Below are 14,602 nucleotides of genomic sequence, written 5' to 3' on the forward strand. Positions count from 1 at the left end.
CCATGTCCGCGACCCTGAACGCCGCCACCGCCGCTGCCGCCGCCACCGTCGACCCCGCCTGTGCCGAACCGCTCGCGGTCCTCGGCCGGGACGTCACCGTCCCGCTCGTCACCGGCGGCGAGGTCACCTACGCGGCCCTCGACTACGCGGCCAGCGCCCCCGCCCTCCAGCGCGTCTGGGACGACGTCGCCGCGTACGCCCCCTACTACGGCAGCGTCCACCGCGGCGCGGGCTACCTCTCGCAGCTCTCCACCGACCTCTTCGAGCAGAGCCGGGCCACGGTCGCCGAGTTCCTCGACTGCCGCCCCTCCGACCAGGTGGTCTTCACCCGCTCCACCACCGACTCGCTGAACCTGCTCGCCGCCGTCCTCCCCGCCGACTGCCAGGTCTTCGTCTTCGAGACCGAACACCACGCCTCGCTGCTGCCGTGGACGAACGCGCAGGTCAGCTACCTCAACGCCCCCCGCACCCCGGACGAGGCCGTCGCCACCCTGGAGCGCGCGCTGGCCGACCGCGACCCGTACGGTCCCGCCCTGGTCTGCGTCACCGGCGCCTCCAACGTCACCGGTGAGCTGTGGCCGGTGAAGGAACTCGCCGCCGCCGCGCACGCCCACGGCGCGCGGATCGTGCTCGACGCCGCCCAGCTGGCCCCGCACCACCCCGTCTCCGTCCAGGACCTCGACGTGGACTGGGTCGCCTTCTCCGGCCACAAGCTGTACGCGCCGTTCGGCTCGGGCGTACTCGCCGGCCGCGCGGACTGGCTCCAGCAGGCCGATCCGTACCTGGCCGGCGGCGGCGCCTCCCGCAAGGTCGCCCGGCGCGAGGACGGCGGCGTCGACGTCGAATGGCACACCACGGCGGCCCGCCACGAGGCCGGCTCCCCGAACGTCATCGGCGTCTACTCCATCGCCTCCGCCTGCCGGGCGCTGACCGAGGCCGGCTTCGACACGCTGGTCGCCCGCGAGCAGGAGCTCATCGGCAAGGTCCGCGCCGGCCTGGCCGAGGTCCCGGCGGTCCGCGTCCTGTCCCTCTTCGGGGACGACGCCCCGCGCGTCGGCGTCATCTCCTTCGTCGTGGACGGCTGGAACAGCTCCCACTTCGCCGCGGCCCTGTCGGCCGAGTACGGCATCGGCGTCCGCGACGGCCTCTTCTGCGCCCACCCGCTGGTCCGCACCCTGCTGGGCAGCGAGCCCCAGGCCCAGGGCGAGTGCGGAGCGCCGGAGGCGGCGCCGGGGGAGCGCTCGCTGAACGCGATCCGCGTCAGCTTCGGCGCGGGCACCCCCGACGAGCACGTGGACCGCTTCGTCCACGCGGTGAAGGAACTCGTCACGGACGGTGCGAAGTGGCAGTACCGCACCGAAGAGGGCCGCTGCGTCCCGGCCGTCTGAGCGGGCCGGACCAGGACCACGACCATGAGCTACTGGGATCCGATCCCCACACTGACCGGCCTCGCGCCCGACGCCGCGTTCGCCAGGTCCCACGGAGTCACCGGCCCCTGGGCGGGGCGCTGGGAGCAGCGCAACTGGCTGAACGTACCGGGCCCGTTCTACGGGGCGGAGACCGACACCTGCCTGACGGGGCGGCTGCACGCGCCGGACCTCGTCCTGTACGACGACCAGTACGGCCAGGAGTTCGTCTACCGCCAGCCCCGAGCGCCGCACGAGGTGCGGGACCTATACGCGGCCGCCACCGAGGAGACCCTCCTCGGCTACCACCACGACGGCGACGCCCACTGGACGCCCGAGCTGGTCCGCGACTGGTGGCGGGAGCGCGGCCGGGTGCGGGAGTGGGCCATGGGAGTGGGCTGGGGCGCGTGGGCGACGTCGGAACGGGAGGAGTTCCGCGACACGGCGGCCGGGGCGCGGGCCTATGCGGCCCACATCGACGGGCCCCTGTCGGAGTACCTGCGCGGCTACGTCTTCCACCTGGCCGAAGGCCGTCCGGTCCGTCCGGGGGAGTCCCTGCCGGATCTCTGACCGCGGCGCCGTTGCCGGGGCGGAGCCCCGAGCTTCGAGCCGCACTGGCGGACGGCAGCAGCCACATCCAGCCCCGCCGCACTGGCGGACGGCAGCAGCCGGACCCGGTACCGCCGACCGCGCCGGAGGCGTCAGGCGTCCAGGCCGATGGCGAACGCCGCCTCCAGGTCGTGCTGGGAGTACGTACGGAACGCCACGTGCGTGTCCGTGGCCTCGACGCCCGGGATCTTGCTGATGCGGCCCGGGATGATGTCCGCCAGGTTCTCGTGGCGGGCCACGCGGACCAGCGCGATCAGGTCGTAGGTGCCGGTGACGGAGTACACCTCGCTGACGCTGTCCAGCGCGGCGATGGACTCGGCGATCTCGGGGATGCGGTCCACGCTGGTCTTGATGAGCACGATCGCGGTGATCACGGCTGGCTGTCTCCCTCGGTGGCCGTCGCTGGTCGACCCACTCTAGTCGTACGCCGATACCGCGCCCACGCGTAGAGGAAGCCGAGCGAGAAGCCCACCAGATGGGCCAGATACGCCACCCCGGGCCCGCTTCCCGCACGGTGCGCGGCCACCCCCTGCAGGGCGAACCAGAAGAGCAGCACGATCCACGCCGGGAACCGCAGCGGCAGGAAGAAGAGGAACGGGAACAGGCTCGTCACCCGCGCGCTCGGCAGCAGGCACAGGAAGGCGCCCAGGACCGCCGAGATCGCCCCGGACGCGCCGACCAGGGTCTGGTCCGAGCCGGCGTTGGCCGCCGCGTACGCGGCGAGCGCCAGGTAGCCCGTACAGACGTAGAAGACGAGGAAGGCCGGGCGGCCCATCCGTTCCTCCGCCATCGCGCCGAAGACGTAGAGGAACAGCATGTTCCCGAGCAGGTGCAGCCAGCTGCCGTGGACGAAGAGCGCCGTCAGCGGCGTCAGCCACGCGCGCGGGCTGCGCGTGAACAGCTCGTCCGGGACCACGCCCCAGCGCCGGAAGTACTCCGTCCCCGCGGTCAGCAGTTCGTCGCCCGTGCCGTAGACCGGGTTCAGCCCCGAGGCCGGGCCCAGGACGAACACCAGAGCGCAGCCCGCGATCAGCGCATGGGTGACCACCGGTCCCCGGGCGGCCTCGCGAACGGCCCGCCACCTTACGATCATGTGACAGAGCATGACGCAACCGGCCCCACCTGAAGCGGTGGCAGGCCGTAGGGTTACGAGCTGCGGTCCGACGAGACCAGTGCGGACGGCTTTGATTGAATCAGCTACGAATGAGAGAGCGGCCCGATGACGGTTCCCCTGCCGACCGACACCACCCGGTGGCGCTGCACCCTGTGCGGCAACCTCACGCGTTTCGACGTCACCCGATCGTCGAAGGTCGTCGAGTACGTCCACCTGGACCTCGCCGGGGAGCCCAAGGTCGAGGAGCGCGAGGTGGTCAATGAGACCATCGAGTCGGTGCGCTGCCGCTGGTGCAACGCGGTGGACCAGATCGAGCTCGTGGACAGGCCGGGCGGCGGCTCCTGACGGAGCCCCGCCCACAGGTAGATCAGGGTAGGGGTGACGGATCGTGGAGCCAGCAAGCGGCGCTGAGCCGGCCGATGCGGCCGGCGACGCCGCCGAGGTGCTCGACCGCCCGCTGCCGGAAGGCGTGCGGCGTCGGGTCGTCGCGCTCGTCTCGGACGCCTTCGGCGGACTGACGGTCGCGGACCTCCCGGCACAGCTGCGCCAGTACGCCCGGTTCACCCCGACCCGGCGGGTCAAGTTCGCCGGGAACGCCATGGCCGCGGCCGTCGAGACCGATGGCGTCTTCCGCGGCAGGGTCGCCGAGAAACTGCGCGAGGCGCAGGGCGACCTGGCCTCGGCGCTGGAGTCCGGCGCGCCGCCGGCCGCCGCCGACCCCCTGGACGTGGCGGCCGCCGCGTACCTGCTGCGGCCCGTCGGCTGGGTCAAGCTGGTCGCCGCCGCGGGCGAGGAGGCGCAGCGCGCCGACGCCGAGCGGGTGGGCGAGGAGACCCGGCGCGAGCTGGAGCGGCTGCGCGAGGAGCTGGCCCACGTACGGGAACTGCAGCGCACGGGGGGCGAGGAGGTCCGGGCCGAGCTGGAGGCCGCCCGGAAGGAAGCCGAATCGCTTCAGCGCAAGCTGCGCAGCGCCCTCAGCGACGTCAAGCGCGGCGAGGCCGCCCTGCGCAAGGTGAACGCCGAGATCGACGGGATCCGCGGGGAGGCGGCCGCGCAGGTGGCGGCCGCCGAGAGCGAGAGCCGGCGTCTCAAGTCCCGCCTCACGGAGGTGGAGACGGCGCTGGAGACCTCCCGCCGGGCCACCCGCGAGGGGCGCAGCATCGAGGACATGCGGCTGCGGCTGCTGCTGGACACGGTGCTGGACGCGGCGGCGGGCCTGCGCCGGGAGCTGGCGCTGCCGCCGGTCAACACCCGTCCCGCGGACACCGTGGACGCGGTGGAGCCCGGCCGGATGACACCGAAGGACATCGCCGCGCGGGCGTTGTCGGAGACCGATCCGGCGCTGCTGGACCAGCTGTTGGCGCTGCCGCAGGCCCATCTGGTGGTCGACGGCTACAACGTGACGAAGACCGGCTATCCGACGATGCCGCTGGAGAAGCAGCGGCTGCGGCTGCTCGGCGGTCTGTCGATGCTCGCCGCGCAGACGGGCGCCGAGATGACCTGTGTCTTCGACGGTGCGGAGCTCGCGGCCCCGGTGCTGCTCGCGCCGCCGCGCGGGGTGCGGGTGTTGTTCTCCAAGGCCGGGGTGACGGCGGACGAGCTGATCCGTCAGCTGGTGCGCGCGGAGCCGCCCGGCCGTCCGGTGGTCGTGGTCTCCACGGACCGGGAGGTCGCCGACGGCGTGGCCAAGGCCGGAGCGCGGCCGGTGGCGTCCGCCTTGCTCCTGAAGCGGCTTTCGCGCGTTTCGTAACTCCTGGCCTCAATGCCCGAATTGGCGGGAAGTCTGGGAGACGTAGGGTCAAGTGCCCTGCACGCAGCGTGCGCTGTAGGTAAAGAACCTGGTCGGGGAGCAAGTTTTTTCGCGACGGGATTTGAAGTGATCACGGCGAGGTCACTAAGGTCTGCTCAAACCTTCGTGCGGTAGATCACTCATTCGGGGTGGCGGCGGAGGTGCTGCCGAGCGTGTGTTCTTCGGCGGCTCCAAGGAAGAAGGAGCTCGCCCCCGTGGCGTCCCACCGTCGACCCAAGCAGCCGACCCGCGCTCGTGTGACCGTACTGACCGCGACGGCGGCCGCCGCCGTGGTCCTCTCCGCCCAGGGCGCATCGGCCGCCCCGGCTAAGCCGACCAAGGACGAGGTCAAGTCCCAGGTCGACGCGCTCTACGAAGAGGCGGAGCAGGCCACCGAGAAGTTCAACGGGGCCAAGGAGCGCCAGGAGCAGCTCGAAAAGGAGATCGGGCAGCTCCAGGACCAGGTCGCGCGCGGCCAGGCGGACATCAACGAGCTGCGCAGCACGCTCGGTTCGATGGCCACCTCCCAGTACCGCACCGGCGGCATCGACCCCTCGCTCGCCCTCCTCCTCTCCGAGGACCCCGACGGCTACCTGGACAAGGCCTCCTCCCTCGAGCACCTGAGCGGCAAGCAGGTCGAGGCGGTCCAGCGGATCCAGGCCAAGCAGCGCACCCTCGCCCAGCAGCGCCAGGAGGCCGCGAGCAAGCTCGCCGACCTCGACGCCACCCGCAAGGAGCTCGGCGAGAAGAAGAAGGCCTCGCAGGAGAAGCTCGCCGAGGCCCAGGCCCTGCTCAACACCCTCACCGCGGAGGAGCGCGCCGCGCTCAAGGACGAGGACTCCAGGGCCAGCCGCGCCGCCGGTCAGCGCGTCGACCTCGGCAACGTCAGCGCCTCCGGCCGCGCCGGAGCCGCCCTCGCGGCCGCGAAGACCAAGCTGGGCGGCGCGTACGTGATGGGCGCCACCGGACCGAGCGCCTTCGACTGCTCCGGGCTCACCCAGTGGGCCTACAAGCAGGCCAATGTCAGCATCAGCCGCACCACCTACACCCAGGCCAACGACGGCACCCGCATCAGCCGCAGCCAGCTCCAGCCCGGCGACCTCGTCTTCTTCTACGGCGACCTGCACCACGTGGGCCTGTACGCCGGCAACAACATGACGCTGCACGCCTCGAACCCGCGCGGCGGCATCAAGTACGAGTCCATGGACAACATGCCGTTCCAGTTCGGCGTCCGGGTCGGCTGACCCCCGGGGGCCCTGGGATTCCCGGGGCCTCTGGAGTCCCTGAGGCCCCCGAGGTCCCGGGAACCTCCCCCGTCACACAACGCGCCGCGCACCGCCCATCCGGGGGAATTGCACGCGTGCGCCGCGACCACACGCCCCGCCGGTGACCTGCGTCTCCGACGGGGCGTCACTGTGCGTGCCCCCCGACGGTCGTTGGTCGGTGCCCCGCGGCGCCGCTACTGTCTGCCAGCGCGGAACCCGGCACACGGCCGCCCACGAGGGCGGACCCGGGCCCCGCGCAGCGGAAGGGAGCGGTTTCACGTGGCGTCCCATCGCCGGACCGGGTCCAGCGCCCTCGACCGGAACACGAAGGTCACCGTCCTGGCCGCCGCGGCGGCAGGCGCCGCGGTCGTCATGGCCGGCGCCCCCGCGGGCGCGACCCCCGGGCTCCCGCAGGACCCGGCGGCCGGCGCCCGCGCCCAGGTCGACCGGCTCTTCGAGGAGGCCGAACAGGCCACCGAGCGCTTCAACGAGGCGGGCGAGAAGGCCGACCGGCTCCGCGCGGAGATCAGCCGGGCCCAGGACGCGGTGGCCCGCGGCCAGGAACGCGTCAACACCATGCGCGGCGTCCTCGGCACCTTCGCCGGAGCCCAGTACCGCAGCGGCGGCATCGACCCCTCCCTCGCCCTGATGCTCGCCGACGACCCGGACGCCTACCTCGAACAGTCCGCGGCCCTGGACCGGCTGACCGGACGCCAGGCCCGACAGCTCGAAGCTCTGCGCGAGGAACAGCGCCGGCTCGCCCAGGAGCGCCGCGAAGCCTCCGGGAAGCTCGCCGAACTCGAAGCCCTGCGCGCCGACGTGGCCACCCAGAAGAGGTCCGTCACCGCCAAGCTCGCCGCGGCCCGGCGGCTCCTCAACGCCATGCCCTCCGAGGAACGGGCCGACTACGAGCGGGCCTCGCGCTCCGGCGGCCGCCAGGACGCACTGCCCGAACTGCCCGAACTCGCCGACTTCGGACCGTCCTCCGGCCGAGCCGCCGCCGCCGTGAGGGCGGCCCGTTCGGCGGTCGGCCGCCCCTACGTATGGGGTTCGACCGGTCCCTCCGGTTTCGACTGCTCCGGCCTGATGGTCTGGTCGTACCGGCAGGCGGGCGTCTCGCTGCCGCGCACCTCACAGGCCCAGCGGCACGCAGGCCGCCAGGTGCCGCTCTCGCAGGCCCGCCCCGGGGACCTCGTGACGTACCGCTCCGACGCCAGCCACGTCGGCATGTACGTCGGCAACGGCCAGGTGGTCCACGCCCCCTACCCGGGGGCCCGCGTGCGCTACGACCCGGTCGGGATGATGCCGGTGTCGTCGGTGACCCGCCCCTGAGCGGGCCGAGCGCGCACGTACGATCGGCGGATGTCCCGCGGTCGCCCCGTCCCACGTGCCCTGCCGCTGCTGCTCTGCGCGCTGTACGTGCTGCTGACCGGCTGCGGCGCGCCCGCCGCCCCCCGGGACACCGCCGAGCGGGACGTCCGGCAGGCCGTGGCGGCCTGGTCGCGTGTGCCGCCCGGGCGGCTCGCCGGGATCCCGCTGGAGGACTGGTCGTACGAGGTCACCTCGGTACGGCGGGACGGCACCCGGGCCACCGCCCGGGCCGAACTGCGCTACCGGCTCGCCGGCCACGACACGGCCCCGGCCGGCTCGGCGCGCGAGCTCACGCTGGACGGGCGGGGCGGGAAGTGGCGGGTCACGGCCGACCGGCCCGCCCCCGGCGCCCTGCCGCAGCTGTGGGACCAGGGCGCGGTGACGGTGGCCCGCGGAGCGCGTTCCCTGGTGCTGGGCGGCGAAGGGCAGTCCCCCGAAACCCTGTCCGGGATCGCGGCCGAGGCCGACCGGGCGGTACCGGCCGTCAGCGAGGCGTGGCCGCGGCCGTGGGCGGGGCGGGTCGTGGTCCTCGTACCCGGCACGCTGGAGGGGATGGCCGGGCTGCTGGGCCGGCCCGCCGAGACCTACCGGGGGTTGGGGGCCGTCACGACCGGCCAGGTGGGCGCGGGGCCGGCCCCCGCGGACCGGGTGGTGGTCAACCCGCAGGCGTACCCGGAACTGAGCGGGCAGGGCCGGCGGATCGTACTGACCCACGAGGTCACGCACGTGGCGACGCGCGCCGCGACCACCGCCGACACCCCGCAGTGGCTCTCCGAGGGCTTCGCGGACTGGGCGGCCTACCGGGGCACCCCCACCACCCCCGCACAGGGCGCCACGACGCTCGCACGGGCCGTCCGCCGCGGTGAGGTCCCGGCCGAACTGCCCGGTCCGGAGGCCTTCGCCTTCGGCGGCGACCCGGAGGCGGCGGCGCGGGCGTACGAGGGCGCGTGGCTGGCCTGCCGACTGATCGCGGAGAAATGGGGCGAGGCGGGCCTGGTCCGCCTCTACGAGGCGGCGGGCCGAGAACCCCTCCCGAACGCCCTGGCCGACGCCCTGGGAACGGACCCCGACACGCTCACCCGGACCTGGCAGGAGTCCCTGCGTGACGAACTCGGCTGAGGGGGTACTGTCGGCAGGCCATGCACAAGACGCTGATCGTGACCAATGACTTCCCGCCGAGACCGGGCGGCATCCAGGCCTTCCTCCACAACATGGCGCTGCGACTGGATCCCGAACGGGTCGTCGTCTACGCCTCCACGTGGAAGCACGGCGCGGAGGGCCGCGAGGCCACCGCGGCCTTCGACGCGGAGCAGCCGTTCCAGGTCGTGCGCGACCGTACGACGATGCTGCTGCCGACCCCGCGCGTGACCCGGCGGGCGGTGGGCCTGCTGCGCGAGCACGGCTGCGAGTCGGTGTGGTTCGGGGCGGCCGCCCCGCTCGGGCTGATGGGCCCGGCGCTGCGGCAGGCCGGTGCGAAGCGGCTGGTCGCCACCACGCACGGGCACGAGGCGGGCTGGGCGCAGCTGCCGGCCGCGCGGCAGCTGCTGCGGCGGATCGGCGAGGGCACGGACACGCTGACGTACCTCGGGGAGTACACGCGCTCGCGGATCGCCTCGGCGGTGACGGAGCGGGCGGCGGCCCGGATGGTCCAACTGCCGCCGGGAGTGGACGAGAAGACGTTCCACCCGGAGTCGGGCGGCGCGGAGGTCCGGGCGCGGCTCGGGCTGACCGACCGCCCGGTGGTGGTCTGCGTCTCGCGGCTGGTGCGGCGCAAGGGCCAGGACACCCTCATCGAGGCGATGCCCGCGATCCTGTCGGCGGTGCCGGACGCGGTGCTGCTGATCGTGGGCGGCGGGCCGTACGAATCGGACCTGCGGGCGCTCGCCGTCTCCACGGGGGTCGCGGACTCGGTGGTCTTCACGGGCGCGGTCCCGTGGTCCGAACTCCCCGCGCACTACGGGGCGGGCGACGTCTTCGCGATGCCGTGCCGCACCCGGCGGGGTGGGCTGGACGTGGAGGGGCTCGGCATCGTCTACCTGGAGGCCTCCGCGACGGGCCTGCCGGTGGTCGCGGGCGACTCCGGCGGGGCGCCGGACGCGGTGCTCGACGGGGAGACGGGCTGGGTGGTCCGGGGCGGCTCCCCCGAAGACGCGGCGGACCGCATCGTCACCCTCCTCCGGGACCCGGACCTGCGCGCGCGCATGGGTGAACGGGGCCGGGCGTGGGTCGAGGAGAAGTGGCGCTGGGACCTCCTGGCGGACCGCCTGCGGGAGCTTCTGTAGCCGGCCTCAATCGCCGGAGGGGCTGAATTCGGCTCCTGCCGTCCGCTGGGTGCGGCCGGATCGCCCGCAAGCCGACGGAGGCCCGCCGGTGCAAGACCAGCCTCGCCGGCGTTTGAGGCGCCGCCGGAGGCAATCCAGCCCCTCCGGCGTTTGAGGAGCGGGGTCCGGGGCGGAGCCCCGGGTCTTCGGGCCGTGCCGCTTCCCGGTACCCGCGGCGCCCGCCACATCTGACTGTCTCTCAGATGCCTGTCAAGGCGACGTCTGGCTGGAAGGCTGGATTCCGCCCATGATGCGGCCATGACACCACACCTGACGCGCCGTCATTTCCTCGGCATCGGCGCCCTCCAGACCGCAGCCGCCCTCGGCTTCACCCGCATCGGGCTGCAATCCGCGGCCGCCGCCGAGCCCGCCGCCGCGCAGTACGCCCCCGCCATCGTCGTCGGCTCCGGCTACGGTTCCGCCGTCGCCGCCCTGAGACTCGGCCAGGCCGGCGTGCGTACCGTCGTCCTCGAAATGGGCCGGCTCTGGAACACCCCCGGCCCCGACGGCAAGGTCTTCCCCTCCACCTCCGCGCCCGACCAGCGTTCCATGTGGTTCCGCAACCGCACCGAGGCCCCGCTCGCCCAGTTCCTCTGGCTCGACGTGGTCAACCGCGACATCAGCCCGTACCCCGGCGTCCTCGACCGCGTGAACTACGGCGACATGTCCGTGTACGTGGGACGCGGCGTCGGCGGCGGCTCGCTCGTCAACGGCGGCATGGCCCCCACGCCCCGCCGGTCGTACTTCCAGGAGGTGCTCCCGCAGGTCGACGCCGACGAGATGTACGGCACGTACTACCCCCGCGCCCGCGCCATGCTCGGCGTCAACGACATCGACCCCGCCTGGTTCGAGTCCACGGAGTGGTACCGCTTCGCCCGGATCTCCCGCAAGCACGCGCAGAACACCGGCCTCAAGACCGTCTTCGTGCCGAACGTCTACGACTTCGAGTACATGAAGCGGGAAGCCGCCGGCACCGCCACCAGATCCGCCCTCGCCGGCGAGGTCATCTACGGCAACAACCACGGCAAGAAGAGCGTCGACAAGACCTACCTCGCCGCCGCCCTGGGCACCGGCAACGTCACCATCGAGACGATGCAGCGCGTCGTCGGCGTACGTCAGGACCCGGCCGGCGGGTACGTCCTCACCGTGCAGACCAGCGACGTCACGGGCCGCGTCACCCAAGTCCGCGAACTCGGCTGCAAGCAGCTCTTCCTCGGCGCCGGCAGCCTCGGCACCACCGAGATCCTGCTCCGGGCCCGGGAGACCGGCGCCCTGCCCGCGCTCAGCCCCGGGGTCGGGCTCGGCTGGGGCCACAACGGCAACGTCATGACCGCCCGCGCCAACCACCTCTGGGACACCGTCGGCGCGAACCAGGCCACCATGCCCGCCATGGGCATCGACGACTGGGACAACGCCTCGAACCCGGTCTTCGCCGAGATCGCCCCGCTCCCCATGGGGCTGGAGCACTGGATCTCGATGTACCTGGCCATCACCAAGAACCCGGAGCGCGGGCACTTCACCTACGACGCGGCCACCGACTCGGCCCGCCTCAACTGGACCAGGGACCAGAACACGCCTTCGGTCAACGCGGCGAAGTGCCTCTTCGACCGCATCAACTGGAAGAACTTCACGATGTACCGCTACGACCTCTTCGGCGGCAACAGGGCCTTCGCCGACAACTTCACCTACCACCCGCTCGGCGGCTGCGTACTCGGCGAAGCCACCGACGCGTACGGCCGGGCCAAGGGCTACCAGGGGCTGTACGTCGTCGACGGCTCCCTGATCCCCGGATCGCTCGGCGTGAACCCGTTCGTGACCATCACCGCCCTCGCCGAGCGGAACATGGCCCGGATCCTCGCCGAGGACCCCCGGTAGACGACCGCCGGGACTAGCCCCGGTACAGCGCCTCGATCTCGTCCGCGAAGTCCTTCGCGACCACATTGCGCTTCAGCTTCAGCGAAGGCGTGATGTGACCCGACTCCTCCGTGAACTGGGAGGGCAGAATGCGGAATTTCCGCACCGATTCCGCCTTGGACACCGCCGCGTTGCCGTCGTCGACGGCCTTCTGGACGGCGGCGATCAGCTCCGCGTCCTCGCGCAGCTCCGCCGCCGTCACCCCGGCCGGCTTGCCGTTCTCCGCGGCCCAACGGCCGAGGAACTCCTCGTCGATGGTGACCAGCGCGGCCACGAACGGCCGCCCGTCGCCGACGACCATGCACTCCGCGACCAGCGCGTGCGCCCGGATCCGGTCCTCGATCACGGCGGGTGCGACGTTCTTGCCGCCGGCCGTCACGATCAGTTCCTTCTTGCGCCCGGTGATCGCGAGGTAGCCGTCCTCGTCGAGCGTGCCGACGTCGCCGGTGTGGAACCAGCCGTCGGTCAGCGCGTCGGCCGTGGCCGTCTCGTTCTTCCAGTACTCCTTGAAGATGTGCTCGCCGTGCAGCAGCACCTCGCCGTCGTCCGCGATGCGCACCACGGAACCCGGGAGCGGCTGGCCGACCGTACCGATCTTCGTTTTGTCCCACGGGTTGAAGGCCGTCGCCGCGCAGGACTCGGTCAGGCCGTAGCCCTCCAGCACCGTGAAGCCGATGCCGCGGAAGAAGTGCCCGAGGCGCTCGCCCAGCGGGGCGCCGCCGGAGATCGCGTACTCGCCGCGTCCGCCGAGCACCGTGTGCAGCTTGCTGTAGACGAGCTTCTTGAAGACCTTGTGCTTGAGCTTGAGGCCGAAGGACGGACCGCCCGGGGCGTCCAGCGCGCGGCTGTAGGCGATGGCCGTCTCGGCCGCCGCGTCGAAGATCCTGCCCTTGCCGTCGGCCTGGGCCTTGGCGCGCGCCGAGTTGTAGACCTTCTCGAAGACGCGCGGCACGCCGAGGATCAGCGTGGGACGGAAGGACTGGAGCTCGTCGGTCAGGTTCTTGATGTCCGGTACGCAGCCCAGGCGGATCGGCGCCAGGACCGCGGCCACCTCCACCAGGCGGCCGAAGACGTGCGCGGCCGGCAGGAAGAGCAGCACGGAGCACTCGCCGGTGCGGAAGAGCGGGCTGAGGCGCTCCACCACGTTGCCGCACTCGGCGAAGAAGTTGCGGTGGGTCAGCACGCAGCCCTTGGGGCGGCCGGTGGTGCCCGAGGTGTAGACGATGGTGGCCGGGTCGTCCGCGACCGCGAGGCTGCTGCGCTCGTCGACCTCGGCGTCGGTGATCCCGGTGCCCGCGGCCTTCAGGGCCTCGACGGCACCCTGCTCGATCTCCCAGACCTCGCGCAGCTCCGGCAGCCGGTCCCGCAGGGAGGCGACGGACGCGCTGTGCCCGGGGCTCTCCACGACCACGGCGACGGCGCCGGAGTCACCGAGGATCCACTGGATCTGCTCGGGGGAGCTGGTCTCGTAGACGGGGACCGTGACACCGCCGGCGGTCCAGATCGCGAAGTCGATCAGCACCCACTCGTAGCGGGTGCGGGAGATCAGGGCGACCCGGTCGCCGGGGCGGACGCCCGCCGCGATCAGGCCCTTCGCGGTGGCCCGGACCTCGGCCAGGAACTCGGTCGCGGTCACGTCCTGCCACCGACCGTCGACCTTGCGGCTCATGACGGCGGTGTTCGGATGCTGCGCGGCATTGCGGCGGATGAGATCCGTCAGGTTCCCGTCCGACGGGACCTCGTACAGGGCCGGAAGGCTGAACTCGCGCAAGACTGCTGCTCCTCTGGGCGCCATCGCCACCATGTGGACCGACCGGACGTTACCCACGAGTAGTGGGTTCCCGATAGAGGGAACCGGCCAGATGTTCCGTGCGTCACAGACACGGCCCTTACGAGCCGACAGTAGTCGACCCCGTTCACGACTCGGAAGTAACCGCAGGTAGGACGGGCTTCCACGGTTCCCCTACCTCCGGTTACCCCCCACCTCTAGGGTGGCCGCATGGGTGGCAGCGAGCGTGGCAGGAAAAGTCGCACACGGATCCACGTCGTCAGCGACGTGCACGGCAACACCGAGGCCCTCGCCAGGGCGGGTGAGGGCGCCGACGCCCTGATCTGCCTCGGCGACCTCGTCCTCTTCCTCGACTACGCCGACCACTCGCGCGGGATCTTCCCCGACCTCTTCGGCGTCGACAACGCCGACCGGATCGTCGAACTGCGCACCGCACGCCGGTTCGCCGAAGCGCACGCCTTCGGCCGGGAGCTGTGGGCCGGAATGGACCGGGACCGGATGATCGAGGGCGCGGTGCGCCGGCAGTACGCCGAGATGTTCGCGGCCTTCCCCACCCCCACGTACGCCACCTACGGCAACGTCGACATCCCCGGACTGTGGCCCGAGTACGCCGACCGGCACGGCATCACCGTCCTCGACGGGCAGCGGGCCGAGATCGGCGGCCGCGTCTTCGGCTTCGTCGGCGGCGGACTGCCCTCGCCGATGCGCACCCCGTACGAGGTGGACGTCGAGGAGTACGCGGCCAAGGTGGAGGCGCTCGGCGAGGTCGACGTACTGTGCTCGCACATCCCGCCGGAGGTGCCGGAACTCTGCTACGACACGGTGGCCCGGCGCTTCGAACGGGGAAGCGAGGCCCTGCTCGCCGCGATCCGGCGGACCAGGCCCCGGTACGCCCTCTTCGGGCACGTGCACCAGCCGCTGGCACGGCGGATGCGGATCGGGAACACCGAGTGCGTGAACGTCGGGCACTTCGCGGCCACCGGAAGGCCATGGGCCCTGGAGTGGTGACCACCGCACGCACGGT

The 14,602-nt window shown here is 72.5% G+C and carries 13 protein-coding genes; 10 read left to right on the forward strand and 3 right to left on the reverse strand.

Annotated features, from left to right (window positions below; translation table 11 throughout):
- Positions 1–14 precede the first annotated feature (14 nt).
- Positions 15–1,388 carry an aminotransferase class V-fold PLP-dependent enzyme gene (locus tag ACFYZL_RS37405; RefSeq protein ID WP_388685362.1) on the forward strand — a complete coding sequence of 458 codons (1,374 nt, stop codon included), beginning with the start codon at positions 15–17 and terminating at the stop codon, positions 1,386–1,388.
- A gap of 24 nt (positions 1,389–1,412) precedes the next feature.
- On the forward strand, positions 1,413–1,976 hold the full coding sequence (locus ACFYZL_RS37410; protein ID WP_384750490.1) for a ferredoxin: 564 nt from the start codon (positions 1,413–1,415) through the stop codon (positions 1,974–1,976).
- A gap of 131 nt (positions 1,977–2,107) precedes the next feature.
- Here ACFYZL_RS37410 and ACFYZL_RS37415 read toward each other — a convergent pair whose 3' ends face one another.
- The gene (locus ACFYZL_RS37415; protein WP_008738815.1) at positions 2,108–2,389 is read right to left on the reverse strand and encodes an Lrp/AsnC family transcriptional regulator; all 282 of its coding nucleotides are present in this window, start codon (positions 2,387–2,389) and stop codon (positions 2,108–2,110) included.
- The gene (locus ACFYZL_RS37420; protein WP_388685329.1) at positions 2,386–3,120 is read right to left on the reverse strand and encodes a rhomboid family intramembrane serine protease; all 735 of its coding nucleotides are present in this window, start codon (positions 3,118–3,120) and stop codon (positions 2,386–2,388) included. The genes ACFYZL_RS37415 and ACFYZL_RS37420 overlap by 4 nt, the downstream gene beginning before the upstream one ends.
- A gap of 114 nt (positions 3,121–3,234) precedes the next feature.
- Between ACFYZL_RS37420 and ACFYZL_RS37425 the strand changes: the two genes are divergently transcribed.
- From ACFYZL_RS37425 to ACFYZL_RS37455, 7 genes are all read left to right on the forward strand, one after another.
- The gene (locus ACFYZL_RS37425; protein WP_384587438.1) at positions 3,235–3,474 is read left to right on the forward strand and encodes a hypothetical protein; all 240 of its coding nucleotides are present in this window, start codon (positions 3,235–3,237) and stop codon (positions 3,472–3,474) included.
- Between the two features lie 40 nt (positions 3,475–3,514).
- A complete protein-coding gene (locus ACFYZL_RS37430) occupies positions 3,515–4,879 on the forward strand; it encodes an NYN domain-containing protein (protein ID WP_388685365.1) in 1,365 nt (454 codons plus the stop codon).
- A gap of 254 nt (positions 4,880–5,133) precedes the next feature.
- Positions 5,134–6,162 carry an NlpC/P60 family protein gene (locus ACFYZL_RS37435; RefSeq protein WP_384750483.1) on the forward strand — a complete coding sequence of 343 codons (1,029 nt, stop codon included), beginning with the start codon at positions 5,134–5,136 and terminating at the stop codon, positions 6,160–6,162.
- A 300-nt stretch (positions 6,163–6,462) separates the two neighbouring features.
- Positions 6,463–7,515, forward strand: coding sequence for an NlpC/P60 family protein (locus ACFYZL_RS37440; RefSeq protein WP_388685334.1), 1,053 nt, complete (start codon positions 6,463–6,465; stop codon positions 7,513–7,515).
- A gap of 30 nt (positions 7,516–7,545) precedes the next feature.
- The gene (locus ACFYZL_RS37445; RefSeq protein WP_384750477.1) at positions 7,546–8,673 is read left to right on the forward strand and encodes a hypothetical protein; all 1,128 of its coding nucleotides are present in this window, start codon (positions 7,546–7,548) and stop codon (positions 8,671–8,673) included.
- Between the two features lie 20 nt (positions 8,674–8,693).
- Complete coding sequence (locus ACFYZL_RS37450; RefSeq protein ID WP_384750474.1) at positions 8,694–9,836, forward strand: glycosyltransferase family 4 protein; 1,143 nt, start codon at positions 8,694–8,696, stop codon at positions 9,834–9,836.
- Positions 9,837–10,133: 297 nt separating this feature from the next.
- On the forward strand, positions 10,134–11,750 hold the full coding sequence (locus ACFYZL_RS37455; RefSeq protein ID WP_388685337.1) for a GMC oxidoreductase: 1,617 nt from the start codon (positions 10,134–10,136) through the stop codon (positions 11,748–11,750).
- Between the two features lie 13 nt (positions 11,751–11,763).
- On the opposite strand, the gene ACFYZL_RS37460 is transcribed toward ACFYZL_RS37455, so the two are convergent.
- A complete protein-coding gene (locus ACFYZL_RS37460; RefSeq protein ID WP_388685339.1) occupies positions 11,764–13,560 on the reverse strand; it encodes an AMP-dependent synthetase/ligase in 1,797 nt (598 codons plus the stop codon).
- A gap of 228 nt (positions 13,561–13,788) precedes the next feature.
- On the opposite strand from ACFYZL_RS37460, the gene ACFYZL_RS37465 reads away from it, so the two are divergent.
- A complete protein-coding gene (locus ACFYZL_RS37465) occupies positions 13,789–14,586 on the forward strand; it encodes a metallophosphoesterase (protein WP_384750465.1) in 798 nt (265 codons plus the stop codon).
- The last annotated feature ends 16 nt before the right edge of the window (positions 14,587–14,602 follow it).

This window comes from Streptomyces sp. NPDC001717, from assembly GCF_042892775.1.
In the GTDB taxonomy this organism is placed as follows: domain Bacteria; phylum Actinomycetota; class Actinomycetes; order Streptomycetales; family Streptomycetaceae; genus Streptomyces.